At 65.9% G+C, this 13,955-nt stretch carries 11 protein-coding genes and 3 riboswitches; of the genes, 6 read left to right on the top strand and 5 right to left on the bottom strand.

Annotated elements, in window-relative coordinates; translation table 11 throughout:
* Positions 1-429: 429 nt before the first annotated feature.
* Entirely contained in the window at positions 430-1,524 is a 1,095-nt protein-coding gene (locus AC1DIP_RS21895; protein WP_477735081.1) for an HNH endonuclease signature motif containing protein, read from the top strand.
* A 110-nt stretch (positions 1,525-1,634) separates the two neighbouring features.
* Here AC1DIP_RS21895 and AC1DIP_RS21890 read toward each other — a convergent pair whose 3' ends face one another.
* The 5 genes from AC1DIP_RS21890 to cycA all read right to left on the bottom strand — a co-directional run bounded on the left by AC1DIP_RS21890 (position 1,635) and on the right by cycA (position 6,788).
* Complete coding sequence (locus AC1DIP_RS21890) at positions 1,635-2,384, bottom strand: LamB/YcsF family protein (protein ID WP_477735080.1); 750 nt, start codon at positions 2,382-2,384, stop codon at positions 1,635-1,637.
* The gene (locus tag AC1DIP_RS21885; RefSeq protein WP_476211826.1) at positions 2,368-3,171 is read right to left on the bottom strand and encodes a hypothetical protein; all 804 of its coding nucleotides are present in this window, start codon (positions 3,169-3,171) and stop codon (positions 2,368-2,370) included. Before AC1DIP_RS21885 ends, AC1DIP_RS21890 begins: the two co-directional genes overlap by 17 nt.
* Positions 3,172-3,293: 122 nt before the next feature.
* Positions 3,294-4,130 carry a methylenetetrahydrofolate reductase gene (locus AC1DIP_RS21880; RefSeq protein WP_477735079.1) on the bottom strand — a complete coding sequence of 279 codons (837 nt, stop codon included), beginning with the start codon at positions 4,128-4,130 and terminating at the stop codon, positions 3,294-3,296.
* Positions 4,131-4,162: 32 nt separating this feature from the next.
* Positions 4,163-4,261, bottom strand: a riboswitch (glycine riboswitch).
* A 92-nt stretch (positions 4,262-4,353) separates the two neighbouring features.
* Positions 4,354-5,280: a formyltetrahydrofolate deformylase gene (purU, locus tag AC1DIP_RS21875; protein ID WP_477735078.1), complete on the bottom strand. Its 927-nt coding sequence runs from the start codon at positions 5,278-5,280 to the stop codon at positions 4,354-4,356.
* On the bottom strand, positions 5,277-6,788 hold the full coding sequence (gene cycA / locus AC1DIP_RS21870; RefSeq protein ID WP_477735077.1) for a D-serine/D-alanine/glycine transporter: 1,512 nt from the start codon (positions 6,786-6,788) through the stop codon (positions 5,277-5,279). Before cycA ends, purU begins: the two co-directional genes overlap by 4 nt.
* 152 nt (positions 6,789-6,940) lie before the next feature.
* Positions 6,941-7,038: riboswitch (glycine riboswitch) on the bottom strand.
* Positions 7,039-7,349: 311 nt separating this feature from the next.
* A riboswitch (glycine riboswitch) is annotated at positions 7,350-7,449 on the top strand.
* A 153-nt stretch (positions 7,450-7,602) separates the two neighbouring features.
* On the opposite strand from cycA, the gene gcvP reads away from it, so the two are divergent.
* The 5 genes from gcvP to AC1DIP_RS21845 all read left to right on the top strand — a co-directional run.
* The gene (gene gcvP / locus AC1DIP_RS21865; RefSeq protein ID WP_477735076.1) at positions 7,603-10,485 is read left to right on the top strand and encodes an aminomethyl-transferring glycine dehydrogenase; all 2,883 of its coding nucleotides are present in this window, start codon (positions 7,603-7,605) and stop codon (positions 10,483-10,485) included.
* 1 nt (position 10,486) lies between these two features.
* Positions 10,487-11,599 carry a glycine cleavage system aminomethyltransferase GcvT gene (gene gcvT, locus AC1DIP_RS21860; RefSeq protein ID WP_477735075.1) on the top strand — a complete coding sequence of 371 codons (1,113 nt, stop codon included), beginning with the start codon at positions 10,487-10,489 and terminating at the stop codon, positions 11,597-11,599.
* Between the two features lie 47 nt (positions 11,600-11,646).
* Complete coding sequence (gene gcvH, locus AC1DIP_RS21855; RefSeq protein ID WP_477735074.1) at positions 11,647-12,030, top strand: glycine cleavage system protein GcvH; 384 nt, start codon at positions 11,647-11,649, stop codon at positions 12,028-12,030.
* The gene (gene glyA / locus AC1DIP_RS21850; protein WP_477735073.1) at positions 12,027-13,337 is read left to right on the top strand and encodes a serine hydroxymethyltransferase; all 1,311 of its coding nucleotides are present in this window, start codon (positions 12,027-12,029) and stop codon (positions 13,335-13,337) included. Before gcvH ends, glyA begins: the two co-directional genes overlap by 4 nt.
* A gap of 83 nt (positions 13,338-13,420) precedes the next feature.
* The coding region (locus AC1DIP_RS21845) for a serine dehydratase beta chain (RefSeq protein ID WP_477735072.1) at positions 13,421-13,955 on the top strand (535 nt) is incomplete at its 3' end.

The following is a 13,955-nucleotide window of genomic DNA, read 5'->3' as shown; positions in this document are numbered from 1 at the left end:
CAGCTTTGGAGGGTGTTCGTGCCTCTGTTGCTGCCCTGGATGCGCTCACTCTTGAGGACCGGAACCTCGAACATTCAGCGCTGAAAGCTGCGGCTGGAGATATTGACGTGTTCCAGCGCCGGTATGAGCTGTGCCTGGAAGGGTTGGAGCTGGTGGCCCGGCTGGAAGCTCAACTCGCGGCGCTAAAGTCCCGGCAGGCTGCCCGAGCCGTTGAACTGCAGCAGGCGATGACGCCGCCGGACGCTTCGGTGCAGGACCGCACTTACGCGGACATGTCGGTGGTCGAGGAGATCGCCGGGGTGCTGACCATCAGCTCCGCGGCAGCGGGGGCGTTGGTGGAGCAGTCCCGCCGGATCTGTTCCCTGCCGCTGGTGATCGAGGCGCTGTCCGCCGGGGACATGTCGTGGCAGCACGCCCGGATTGTCGCCGATGAGACCGAGGGCCTCACCACTGAGGGCGCGGCGTCTTTGGTGGCGCATTTCTTCGACCCCGCCGCACCCCACCCCCGCCCGGGGCGCAGCGCCCGGGGAGCTCGTTCCGTCCCGGTTCCGGGCCAAGGTCCGGGCGTGGCGGGAACGCCACCACCCGGACTCCATCGAGAAACGCCATGCAAAGGGCGTGGCTGACCGGCGGATGGAATACACCCCAGACAAGGACGGCATGGCCTGGCTCTCCCTCTACCTCCCCGGCGACACCGCGTGCGCGATCTGGAACCGCACCACCGCCACCGCCCGCGGCCTCCAAGGCCCCGACGAACCCCGCACCCTCACCCAGCTCCGCCCCGACATCGCAGCGTCCCTGCTTCTCGGCGCTGTAACCGCCACTGAACTCAGCAAGGTCCCTGCGCCGCGGGCCGACGTCCTGGTGATGGTGCCCGTATTCTCCCTGCTCGGCCAGACTGATGAACCCGGCGTACTGGATGGTTTTGGGCCGATCCCGGCGTCCATGGCCCGCAAACTTGTCGCCGACGGGGCGGAATCGTTCTACCGGGTCCTCATCGACCCCCGCGACGGGGCACCACTGGAAATCGGCCGCAAAAACTACCGGCTCACCGGGGCCATCAAACGCTGGATCCGCCTGCGGGACGCCAAATGCACCTTCCCCGGCTGCACCAACAAAACCCCCGACAACGAAACAGACCACCTACGAGCGTGGGAACACGGCGGCACCACCGGAACCAGCAATCTCGCACAGCTCTGCCCTAAACACCATCGACTCAAACACCACAGCCAATGGACACCCGACCAGGCCAACAAGAATGAACCACCCGGCTGGACCTCACCGACAGGCAGGCACTACAACCCCGAACTCCGGGAAGCAGAACCAACCCACTGGCCACCGGGAATCCAGCCGCCGTGGCTTCAACGGGACGTCGCTTCCCTCTGCCCTTGTCTGGAGGCCAGCCTCGAAAACCTCCCGCAGTGGGAACCAGACGACGACAGATACGTGGACCTCAACGACCTGCCGGCTGACGATCCGCTCTGGGCAGAGCTCCTCGCGACGCCATTAGTGCCGTCGGGATGACGAGCCGTGGACAGTCCAACGCCCGTAGTGGATGGGTGTAGTCCCTGGGTCCACAGCCCCTGGGTCGGTAATCCTTGAGTCCGTCGCCGAAGTCCGGAGCACGCCGCCTTCTACGCGAAAGCCTCCAGCTCCACGCCTGCAGCCTCAAGACCTGCCCGGATACGGGCCGCCGCCTCTACGGCTGCGGGGCTGCCGCCGGGCAGGCGCAGGGAGTCCGGCTGGACCCTGACCACCGAACCGTCAACGGCCACCACTTCGCCTTTTGTTGCCAGCCGCACGGCCCGCTCAACGATCGTGTCGACGTCGTCCAGCATGGCGTCTTCCCTGGACAGCGGCACCAAGGTGCCGTCGGCGAAGTAGGCACGGTCGGCATAGGCTTCGGTGAATACAGGGTGGCCGGCCTCCTTGGCCTGCTTCAACAGCTCCGAACCGGGGAATCCCAGGATCGGCAGACCGGGATCGTAGGCGTTCACAGCAGCCACGAGCGCGGAAGCCTGCTCGGCGTCGTGGATCAGCGTGTCGTACAGCGCACCGTGCGGTTTCACGTAGTCCACCGAGGCACCCACGGCATGCGCGACGCCGTCCAGCGCGCCCAGCTGGTACAGCACGTCGCCGAAAAGCTCATCAAAGCTCATGTCCAGCGAACGCCGGCCGAACCCGGCCAAATCGCGGTAGCCCAGGTGCGCACCCACGGTGACGTCCAGGTCGTAGGCGGCCCGGCAGGTATCCAGCATGGTGACGGGATCGCCGGCGTGGAGGCCGCAGGCTACGTTGGCGCTGGTGGCCAGCTGGAACATCGCCGGATCGCCTCCCGCGGTCCAGGAACCGAATGATTGGCCTACGTCAGCGTTGAGATCCAAGGATGTTGCCTTCCAGGGTCAGGTTGTCCGGCCCGGCAGCCGCGGTCAGCTCCCCGGGGATGGTGTCCGGCATGGGTCCGAACGCCTCCCGGGCGTTCTTGGCCACTGCACGGCCCATCACGAGGTTACCGGCTCCGCCCACAACCGCCCCTATGCCGAAGGGCAGCGCCCTTCCGAACAGTGCGGTGCCCTGCCGCTTGAGCAGGTTCTTGAGGAAGGCGTTCTGGATCCGCTTCCGGACGCTGCCGAACCCCGGGATAGAGGACCTGGACAGCACATTTCCCCAGACGTCGGCGGGCTTTGCTCCACCGGCCGCCTGTCCGCTCAGCGTTCCGAGGAGGGCGGTTCCTTCCTCGCCCAGCATGATGGCCATGACCATGGTGCCGGCCTTCTCCGGGTTGGTGAGGCGAATGCCGTGGAGCTCCGCCAGCGACGTCGCATAGAGGGCTGTCGCCTCCAGGAAGCCAACCGTCGCGGCCGCGGAAAGTCCCAGCGACGCGACGGTGCCCACACCCGGGACGACGGCGGTGGCGCCCACCAGGGCACCCCCGCCGGCCACCGCCCGCAGGTAGTCCCGCTCCGCGATGTCCGCCAGCTGTGCTGCGGTGGCCCGTGGATGCTTCTTCTGGAGCCGGCGGATATAGCCCACCACCAAGGGCCGCTGGACCTGCACTGCCTTCAGGAGCATATTGTGGACGCCGGGCTTGGGTTTGCCGTCGGCATCGAACATTGCGTTATGGGCGGTTTCCTGTGCGATTCGTACTGCGGGATTGCTGCGCCTGGCCATGGTCACCTTCATTCAAATCGACCTGCAGCGGGTGGGCTGCCGTGCTTATCCATCCTATGTGGACAAACACTAAGCATGCTGAACTTTGCGGGCGGCACATTGTTCTTCCCTGCCGCTTGTCCCTAGCTGCCGGCGCCCGCCAGGTTGTTGAACGTGTACAGGTGCACACCCTCCACAGCCCCGCCGCCCTCCAGCTCCGCCATGATCGCCTGCGGTGAGTAGAGGCCGTCCTTGAGCAGGCGGCGGCCGAGCGGGCCCCTGCGATTCAGGAATTTGAGGGACGGTCCCACACCGATTTTCAGTGCGGCGCGGATGAGCTGCGCCCGGGGAACGGCGCCGGGAACTCCGGCCCAGACAAGGAGCCTCACCCCTTCCCGGCGCAGCGTTTCGGCGTACCACTGGATGCGTTGGGCTGAGAAGCACAGCTGCGTCACCACGGACGAGGCCAGGTGCTGCTTTTCCAGCAGGGCATCAAGCATGTGCAGTTCGCTGTGGCCGGGATGGGCTTCCGGGTAGCCCGCCACGCCGGCCCGGATGGTGCCGCCGGACAGCTCGGCGAGGTCCGCCAGCAGCGGAAGGCTGCTGTCGTAGGGTCCGGCCGGTTCCCCAGCGTCACCGCCGACGGCGAACACTTCGGTAATGCCGGCATCGTGGCAGTTCCGGACCACACCGGCCAGCTGGCCACGGCTTTCGATACTCCGTGCGGCCAGATGCGGGACAACCTCGAAGCCGAGGTAGGCAAGCTCGATGGCTGTCCGGATGGTGGGGCCCACACCCTGGCGCGGCAGGCAGGTCACCGTCAGGGCCGTGCCGGCTGGTACGTGTGCCTGGACAAGGGCGGCAAGGTCCTCGGTGGGTCTGACCTGCATGCGGATTGGCAGCGCAGCCCCGGAACCGGAGGCCTGTCCTTCCACGGGAATCGGTGCTGCGGCTGATGCCATGAAGGATTGAATCGTCATGAGGAACTCCAGGTTTGGCCGGCCACGGGTGGCTCGGCATGGGGTACATGGGCCTGAGAGATTCCTGGGGAGGATTTGCTCCTACGGCGCCTGCCCGGTGATGGCCGGGAGAACTCTCCCGCCACAGCTCGAAAGGCTTATTGAAATGTGGTGCCACGGCTGCCGGCGCCTGCCCCTCCGATTGGAGGGAGTGCGGGCGCCGGCAGCGTGGACGGGCCTGCAGCTAGCGGAGGATGACCGTCCGGTTGCCGGAGAGGACTATCCGCCCCTCAGCGTGCCAGCGGACGGCATTCGTGAGCGCCTTGCATTCGGCGTCGCGGCCAACCGCAACCAGGTCCGAAGCGGAATACGTGTGGTCCACTTCGATGACCTGCTGCGAAATGATCGGCCCTTCGTCCAGTTCCGAGTTGATGTAATGGGCAGTGGCACCCACCGTCTTGACACCCCGTTCATAGGCCTGGTGGTACGGCTTTGCCCCCTTGAAGCTGGGCAGGAACGAATGGTGGATGTTGATGGCCTTGCCGCTAAGGCGCGTAGTGGCTTCATCGCTGAGCACCTGCATGTAGCGGGCCAGCACCACCAGTTCAACGGCGTACTGGTCCACCAGCTCCAGCAGGCGATCCTCGGCTTCCGCCTTGGTGTCCGGCGTGACCGGGATGTGGTGGAACGGAACACCGTGCCAGGCGGCCAGGGGTTCCAGGTCCGGGTGGTTGGACACCACGGCGGCAATCCGGACGGGCAACTCACCGCTGCGGGCGCGGAACAGGAGGTCGTTGAGGCAGTGGTCGTACTTGGACACCATCACCAGGATGGGCTGCTTGCGGCCGTGGCGTTCCAGGCGCCAATCCATCTGCCATTCCTGGGCCACCTGTTCAAAACCGGCCCGGAGGAGGTCGAGTTCCACCTCCACCTGTGAGGTGACGTGGACGCGCATGAAGAACCGGCCGCTTGCCCTGTCGCCAAACTGTTTGATGTCCACGATGTAGCATTCCTGCTCCAGCAGGTACGCCGCCACCGCCTGGACAATGCCAAGGGCATCCGGGCAATGGAACGTCAGCACGAATTCGTTGCCCGTTTCCGGCACCAGGGACTGGAGCTGCCCGGCCGCGGCCGTGCCGGCCTGCGACGTGCGGGCTTCCGTGCCGATCACCGCTTGACCCGCTCTTCCCCCGCTTCTGCGGCGGCACCCGGACGGACAGCCTTGCCGGATGCGGCGTCGGTGAAGTCCTGGTCAGCCTGCAGTTCAGCCTGGAACGTGGCAAAACGGGCCTGGTGTGCGGGCCGGCGGCGGAGGATGAACCACGCAGCGCCCAGCAGGATGAACCAGACCGGGGTGACCAGCAGGGCCACCAGGGTGTCCGGCTGGGTGGTGAGGGTCCAGATCACGAAGCCGAAGAAGGCGAAGACCACCCAGACCATGGCAACACCGCCGGGCATCTTGAACTTCGATGCTTCATGCAGGTGCGGCCGGCGGCGGCGGAAGGCGATGTAGCTGGCCAGGATGATCGACCAGACAAAGACAAAGCAGACGGCGGAGACGGTGGTCACCATGTCGAAGGCCTTGCCCACGTCCTGGCCCGCATACATGAGGACGACGCCGGACAGCAGCAGCACGCAGGAGAGGAACAGTGCGTTCTGGGGCACCTGCCGGCGGGACAGTTTGCCAAAGACGTCCGGAGCGTCGCCTTCCTGGGCAAGGCCAAAGACCATACGCGAGGTGGAGTAGATGCCGGAGTTGGCGGAGGACATTGCGGAGCTCAGCACCACGAGGTTGACCACGGTGGCCGCGGCACCCAGGCCCGCCAGGGAAAACATGGCGATGAACGGGCTGTGGCCTGCCCTGAACTCGGTCCAGGGGGTGACAGCCATCAGGATGATGAGGGCACCTACGTAGAAGAGCAGCACGCGGATGGGGATGGAGTTGATGGCCTTGGGCAGGTTCCGCTCAGGGTTCTTGGCCTCGGCGGCGGTGGTGCCCACCAGTTCGATGCCCACGAAGGCGAAGACGGCGATCTGGAAGCCGGCCACGAAGCCCATGAACTCGTTCGGGAAGAATCCGCCGTGGCTCCACAGGTTGGTGAAGGTGGCAGGGCCGGCGTCGGACTGGAAACCGGAGAAGATCATGAACAGGCCAACGATGATCAGGGCGGCAATGGCAACGATCTTGATCAATGCGAACCAGAACTCCGTCTCGCCAAAGGCCTTGACGGTGGTGAGGTTCAGCAGGAGCAGGATGGCCACGGTGGCCAGGCCGGGGATCCACAGGGGCACCCCGGGCCACAGTTCACGGGAGTAGCCTGCGATGGCAATGACATCGGCGATGCCGGTGATGACCCAGCAGAACCAGTAGGTCCAGCCCGTGAAGAAGCCGGCCCAGGGGCCCAGTAGGTCTGCGGCGAAATCGCTGAAGGACTTGTAGTTGAGGTTGCTGAGCAGCAGTTCTCCCATGGCACGCATGACGAAGAACAGCATGAAGCCGATGATCATGTACACGAAGATCACCGAGGGGCCGGCTGCCGAAATGGTCTTTCCGGAACCCATGAACAGGCCGGTGCCGATTGCGCCGCCGATGGCGATCAGTTGGATGTGGCGGTTGCTGAGCTGCCGCTCCAGGTGCGGGGCTCCGCCGCCGGGGGACGTCGGGGAATGGGTCGTCATTGAGGAACTCCATCGTTCGAGCGGCACCCGGGGTGTCGCAAAGATTGGATTTCCTCCCCGCTCTGTCTGGGACCTGAGAGTTTCCACGCGCCGGATGGCGTGCTTGCACCGTCGGTGAGCCAGGACAGGGCCTGGCTGCTTTCCAGAGTTGCCTCACCGCGGCGGTACGTGGGCCTGAGAGTTTCCTGGGGAGGGTTTGCTCCTACGGCGCCTGCTGAACGTACCGGCAGGGCTCTCCCGCCGCAGGTCAAAAGCGTTGATTGGTAAATCAGTGTTCAGTTATCGGAGTGCATCCGCTGTGGACTTCAAGCCGCACGGCGCATTTTTGGGCCTCCGGCAATCACAGCCGGCGACGGAGCGCCCAGCGTTCTTTGGGCCAGTTCCGCTGCCCGGCCGGATCACGGGGTTCAGTGTGGCGTCGGTCACGAACAAAAGTCAAGCCCGCCATGACAGCACCTGCGTAACGGTCCCGCCGGCGTGCTTCATGACGGACCGATTTGCTCCCCGGGGCCGCCATCCTGTAACTTGTGAGCCGAATCACCCACATTTCAATAAGCCTTTCGAGCTGTGGCGGGAGAGTTCTCCCGGCCATCACCGGGCAGGCGCCGTAGGAGCAAATCCTCCCCAGGAATCTCTCAGGCCCATGTACCGTCACGGCGAGGCGACTCTGGAAAGCAGTGCTGCTCCGGCGGCACTCACCGACGGTGCAAGCAGGCCTTTGCTGGGTTTGCGGAATCTCTCAGGTCCAATACAGAGCGGGGAGGGACCCGATCCATGCCGAGCCACCCGTGGCCGGCCAAACCTGGAGTTCCTCATGACGATTCAATCCCAACCGTCTGCCTTCGCGGACCGGCACATTGGTGCGCGCCGCCAGGCTGACGTCGACACCATGCTCAAGGCCGTTGGCTACGACAGCGTTGACGGTTTGGTGGACATCGCTGTCCCCAATTCGATCCGCCAGTCCAAGCCGCTCGCGCTCAAGGGCGCCCTGAGCGAGGTTGAGGTGCTTGCGGAACTGCGCCGGCTCGCCGCCAAGAACAAGACCGCTGTCCAGATGATCGGGCAGGGCTACTACGACACCGTCACGCCTGCAGTGATTCGCCGGAACGTGCTGGAAGCCCCGGCCTGGTACACCGCCTACACGCCGTACCAGCCCGAGATTTCCCAGGGCCGGCTCGAGGCGCTGCTGAACTTCCAGACCATGGTCCAGGATCTCGTGGGCCTGCCCATCGCCAACGCCTCGCTGCTGGATGAAGCCACCGCCGTGGCCGAAGCCGTGCTGATGATGCGCCGCGCCAACAAGAACAAGGACGCCCGCGACGGCAAGACCGTCCTGGACGCCGACGTGCTGCCGCAGACCATCGCCATCGTCAAGGGCCGCGCCGAGGCGCTCGGCTTCGAGGTTGAGGTCGCCGACCTGTCCAAGGGCCTCCCTGAAGGCGCGATCAACGGGATCGTGCTCCAGCAGCCCGGCGTCTCCGGCCGCGTCTTCAACCACGCAGGCGTCATCGCCGAGGCCAAGGAACGCGGCGCGCTGGTCACGGTTGCCGCTGACCTGCTGGCCCTGACCCTGATCACCCCTCCCGGTGAGCAGGGCGCCGACATCGCCGTCGGCTCCACGCAGCGTTTCGGCGTACCGCTGTTCTTCGGTGGCCCGCACGCCGCCTACATGGCCGTCGCCAAGGGCCTGGAGCGTTCCATGCCCGGCCGCCTGGTGGGTGTGTCCAAGGACGACGCCGGCCTGCCCGCCTACCGCCTGGCACTCCAGACCCGCGAGCAGCACATCCGCCGCGAGAAGGCCACGTCCAACATCTGCACCGCGCAGGCCCTGCTGGCCATCGTGTCCTCCTTCTACGCCGTCTACCACGGCCCGGACGGACTGAAGGCCATCGCCGAGCGCGTGCACAACAACGCCCGCGTCCTCGCCACCACCCTCAAGGTCGCCGGACGGGAACTGGCCACCGAGACCTTCTTCGACACGGTCACGGTCTCCGTTCCCGGCAAGGCCGCCAAGGTCATCACCGCGGCTGAAGCACGCGGCATCAACCTGCGCTACATCGACGCGGACACCATCGGTGTCTCCACGGATGAAACCACGACGCCGGAAATCCTGTCCGCGATCGCCGTCGCCTTCGGTGGCGGGCCGGTGGTGGACGCCGAGGGCTTCGAGCTGCCCGCAGAGGTGCTCCGCACCTCCGAGTACCTGCAGCACCCGGTGTTCAACACCCACCGTTCCGAAACCCAGCTGCTGCGCTACATCCGCAGGCTGTCCGACCGGGACCTCGCGCTGGACCGCACCATGATCCCGCTGGGCTCGTGCACCATGAAGCTGAACGCCACCGCCGAGATGGAAGCCATCTCCTGGCCCGAGTTCGCCTCCATCCACCCCTTCGCCCCGGACTCCCAGACCGAGGGCTGGCGTGAACTGATCAGCGGCCTGGAAGCCGACCTTGCGGAAATCACCGGCTACGACCAGGTGTCCCTCCAGCCCAACGCCGGATCCCAGGGCGAGCTCGCCGGCCTGCTGGCCATCCGCGGCTACCACCGTGCCAACGGCGACACCCAGCGCAACGTCTGCCTGATCCCCGCCTCCGCCCACGGCACCAATGCCGCCTCCGCAGTCCTGGCCGGCATGAAGGTCGTCGTCGTCGCCACCGCCGCGGACGGCACGATCGACCACGAGGACCTGTACGCGAAGATCGAGGCGAACAAGGACGTCCTCTCGGCGATCATGATCACCTACCCGTCCACCCACGGTGTCTACGACGCGGACGTGACCGAGATCTGCGAGGCTGTCCATGCTGCCGGCGGCCAGGTCTACGTTGACGGCGCCAACCTGAACGCCCTGGTGGGCCTGGCCCAGCCCGGCAAGTTCGGCGGCGACGTCTCCCACCTGAACCTGCACAAGACCTTCTGCATCCCGCACGGCGGCGGCGGACCCGGCGTCGGACCCGTGGCGGCCAAGGCCCACCTGGCACCGTTCATGCCCGGCGACGCCAACAAGGCAGCGCACCAGGAAGGCCACGGCGTGGCCATCAGCGCCTCGAACTTTGGCTCCGCCGGCGTCCTGCCGATTTCCTGGGCGTACGTGAAGCTCATGGGCGGCGAAGGGCTCACCGAGGCCACCAAGGCAGCCCTGCTCGCGGCGAACTACGTGGCCGTGCGCCTGAACGAGTACTTCCCGGTCCTCTACACCGGTGAAGGCGGGCTCGTTGCGCACGAGTGCATCCTGGACCTGCGCGACCTCACTGCCAAGACGGGCGTCACCGCAGAGGACGTGGCCAAGCGCCTCATCGACTTCGGTTTCCACGCCCCCACCCTGGCGTTCCCGGTCGCCGGCACGCTGATGGTGGAGCCCACCGAGTCCGAGGACCTGGCCGAGATCGACCGCTTCATCGAGGCCATGATCACCATCCGCAAGGAAATCGACCAGGTAGCCAACGGCGACTTCACTGTCCAGGACTCACCGCTGCGCAACGCACCCCACACCGCGTCCGCCGTCGTGAACTCCGAATGGACCCGCCAGTACAGCCGTGAGCAGGCTGTCTTCCCCGTCCACCACCTCAAGCAGGACAAGTACTTCCCGCCGGTGGGCCGCATCGACGGCGCCGGTGGAGACCGGAACCTCATCTGCTCCTGCCCGCCGCTGTCCGAGTTTGAAGTTTCGGCTGGCTCAACCACCGGATTGGAAGACTGACATGACTGAGAACTACACGGCTCTCTACGAAGAGCACAAGAAACTGGGCGCCTCCTTCACCGACTTCGGTGGCTGGCAGATGCCGCTCAAGTACAGCTCTGAACTGGCCGAGCACCACGCCGTCCGCAAAGCTGCGGGCCTGTTCGACCTCTCCCACATGGGCGAAGTCTGGGTCACGGGTCCGCAGGCCGGCGCCTTCCTGGACTACGCCCTGGTGGGCAAGCTGTCCGCCATCGCGGACGGCAAGGCCAAGTACTCGCTTATCTGCAACGCCGACGGCGGCATCATCGATGACCTGATCGTCTACCGTTTCGGTGACGGGAAGTACCTCGTGGTCCCCAACGCAGGCAACGCACCCACCGTCGCCGCCGCCCTGGCGGAGCGCGCTGCGGGCTTCGACGTGAAGGTGGAGGACGCCTCCGCGGCAACCTCGCTGATCGCCGTCCAGGGTCCCAAGGCCGAGGCCATCCTGCTGAAGCTGACGGACGAGGCCCAGCACGCACTGGTCACCGACCTGAAGTACTACGCGTTCAACGAGCTGACCATCGCAGGCCAGGACGTCATCCTGGCCCGCACCGGTTACACCGGCGAAGACGGCTTCGAACTGTTCATCGCGAACGAGGACGCCGCTGACCTGTGGGCCAAGGTGGCCGAGGCCGGCGAAGAATTCGGAATCATTCCGTGCGGCCTCGCTTCCCGCGACTCGCTGCGCCTGGAGGCCGGCATGCCGCTCTACGGCAACGAGCTCTCGCTCGAGCGTTCACCGTTCGACGCCAGCCTGGGCCCCGTTGTGGCGCTCAAGTCCAAGGAAGGCGACTTCGTGGGCCGCTCCGCCCTCGAAGCTGCCAAGGAAGCCGGTTCCAAGCGCAAGCTCGTGGGCCTGAAGGGCCTCGGACGCCGCGCCGGCCGTGGCGGCTACCCGGTCCTCAAGGACGGCAACGTCGTGGGCGAAGTGACCTCCGGCCAGCCCAGCCCCACCCTCGGCTACCCGATCGCCATGGCCTACGTCGACGTCGAGCACGCCGAACTCGGCACCGCCCTCGACGTCGACCTGCGCGGCAAGGCAGAGCCGTTCGAGGTCATCGCCCTGCCGTTCTACAAGCGTCAAAAGTAGCCTCGGCGCTTCCCCACTCTTGAACACCAAACTTAAGGAAAAACACCATGGCTAAAGTTGCCGCTGAACTGAAGTACTCCGCCGAGCACGAATGGATCGCCGCCGACGGCTCCGGCCCGTCCGTAGTGGGCGTGTCCGCTGTTGCCGCCGAGGCACTGGGCGACATTGTCTACGTGGACCTGCCCGAGGTTGGCTCCACGGTGACCGCAGGCGAGACCTGTGGCGAGATCGAGTCCACCAAGTCCGTCTCGGACCTCTACTCCCCCGTCACGGGCGTGGTCACGGAAGTCAACGACGACGTCGTCAGCGACCCTGCCGTGATCAACAACGACCCGTACGGCGCCGGCTGGCTCTTCAAGGTCACCGTCACCGAAGAGGGCCCGCTGCTGTCCGCAGAGGAATACGCCGAAGCAAACGGTGGCGAACTGTGAGTGCCCCCGCTGACACCGCAGTGTTCGAGCAGGTAGTCTCCCCGAGCCTCAACGCCGACCTGTCCGCGTTGGACCCCGAAATCGCCGTCAAGATCAACGACGAACTGGGCCGCCAGCGTGAGGGCCTGGAAATGATCGCTTCCGAGAACCACACTGCCGTGGCGGTCATGCAGGCGCAGGGCTCCGTCCTGACCAACAAGTACGCCGAAGGCTACCCGGGCAAGCGCTATTACGGTGGCTGCGAGCACGTGGACGTCACCGAGCAGCTCGCGATCGACCGGGTCAAGGTGCTCTTCGGTGCCGGGTTCGCGAACGTACAGCCGCACTCCGGCGCCCAGGCCAACGCCTCGGTGATGCACGCGCTGATCAAGCCCGGCGACACCATCATGGGCCTGAACCTGGCCCACGGTGGCCACCTGACCCACGGCATGAAGATCAACTTCTCCGGCAAGCTCTACAACGTGGTCCCGTACCAGGTCCGCGAAGACACCCACACCATTGACATGGCAGAGGTGGAACGGCTGGCGCTGGAAACGAAGCCGCAGCTCATCGTGGCCGGCTGGTCGGCCTACGCCCGCCAGCTGGACTTCGCGGAGTTCCGCCGCATCGCCGACCTCGTGGGTGCCTACCTCATGGTGGACATGGCGCACTTCGCCGGACTGGTGGCAGCCGGGCTGCACCCCAGCCCGGTCCCGCACGCCCACGTGGTCACTTCCACCACCCACAAGACCCTCGCCGGTCCGCGCGGTGGCATCATCCTCTCCAACGACGCCGACATTGCCAAGAAGATCAACTCGGCCGTGTTCCCCGGGCAGCAGGGCGGCCCCCTTGAGCACGTCATTGCCGGCAAGGCCGTCGCGTTCAAGATCGCGGCGTCCCCCGAATTCAAGGAAAGGCAGGAACGCGTCCTGCTCGGCGCATCCATCCTCGCCGAGCGCCTGGTCCAGCCGGACGTCACCGCAAAGGGCATCAGCGTGGTGTCCGGCGGCACGGACGTGCACCTGGTCCTGGTGGACCTGCGCAACTGCGAACTGGACGGCCAGCAGGCAGAAGACCGCCTGGCCGCGATCGACATCACGGTCAACCGCAACGCGGTCCCGTTCGATCCGCGTCCGCCGATGGTGACCTCGGGCCTGCGCATCGGAACCCCCGCCCTGGCCACCCGTGGCTTCGGTGAGGCTGCCTTCCGCGAGGTCGCCGACATCATCGCCGAGGCATTGATTGCCGACGCCGACGCCGACCTTTCCAGGCTGCGTCACCGCGTTGAGGCCTTGGCTTCAGCGCACCCGCTGTACCCGGGGCTGTAGTCCCCCCATGGGTTTCGACGGGCTCAACCACCGGTGGTTGAGCCCGTCGAAACCTACTTATTAGCACTTAGTTAGGAACCGTCATGGCTGTTGGTGTCTTTGATCTTTTTTCGATCGGGATTGGCCCGTCGTCTTCGCATACGGTGGGGCCGATGCGGGCTGCTGCTGTGTTCGCTGAGGAGCTTAAGGCCTCCGGCAGGCTCGCTGAGGTCGTGTCGCTGCGGGTTGACTTGTATGGGTCGCTGGCCGCGACGGGGCATGGGCATGGGACGATGACGGCGGTCCTGTTGGGGTTGGAGGGGTTCCATCCGGAGTTGATCCTGCCTGATGAGGTGGAGGAGCGGCTGGCCTCTATCGCGGAGACCGGGGTCCTGAACCTGGCCGGGTCGGTGTCGCTGCCGTATGCCGTCAAGGACATGGTGTTGCGGCCGTTGACGGTGCTGCCGCGGCACACGAACGGGATGACGTTCACGGTCACCGACGCTGCCGGGGATGTGGTGCATGCGGCGACGTTTTTCTCGGTCGGTGGCGGGTTCATCGTCCGGGAGGGGGAAGAGGACGCGGCGCAGCAGGAACTGGACGCGTCCAAGGAGGAGTTGCCGCTGCCGTTCCGGACCG

It is taken from the genome of Pseudarthrobacter sp. 05T312 (assembly GCF_056396685.1).
This window is presented reverse-complemented; position numbering and strand designations above follow the sequence as displayed.

Excerpts from the sequence above, each read along its gene's own strand:
- AC1DIP_RS21895 (WP_477735081.1), top strand. The coding sequence starts at position 430 with ATGAGACCGAGGGCCTCACCACTGAGGGCGCGGCGTCTTTGGTGGCGC.
- AC1DIP_RS21885 (WP_476211826.1), bottom strand. The coding sequence starts at position 3,171 with ATGGCCAGGCGCAGCAATCCCGCAGTACGAATCGCACAGGAAACCGCC.
- AC1DIP_RS21880 (WP_477735079.1), bottom strand. The coding sequence starts at position 4,130 with ATGACGATTCAATCCTTCATGGCATCAGCCGCAGCACCGATTCCCGTG.
- cycA (WP_477735077.1), bottom strand. The coding sequence starts at position 6,788 with ATGACGACCCATTCCCCGACGTCCCCCGGCGGCGGAGCCCCGCACCTG.
- gcvP (WP_477735076.1), top strand. The coding sequence starts at position 7,603 with ATGACGATTCAATCCCAACCGTCTGCCTTCGCGGACCGGCACATTGGT.
- gcvT (WP_477735075.1), top strand. The coding sequence starts at position 10,487 with ATGACTGAGAACTACACGGCTCTCTACGAAGAGCACAAGAAACTGGGC.
- gcvH (WP_477735074.1), top strand. The coding sequence starts at position 11,647 with ATGGCTAAAGTTGCCGCTGAACTGAAGTACTCCGCCGAGCACGAATGG.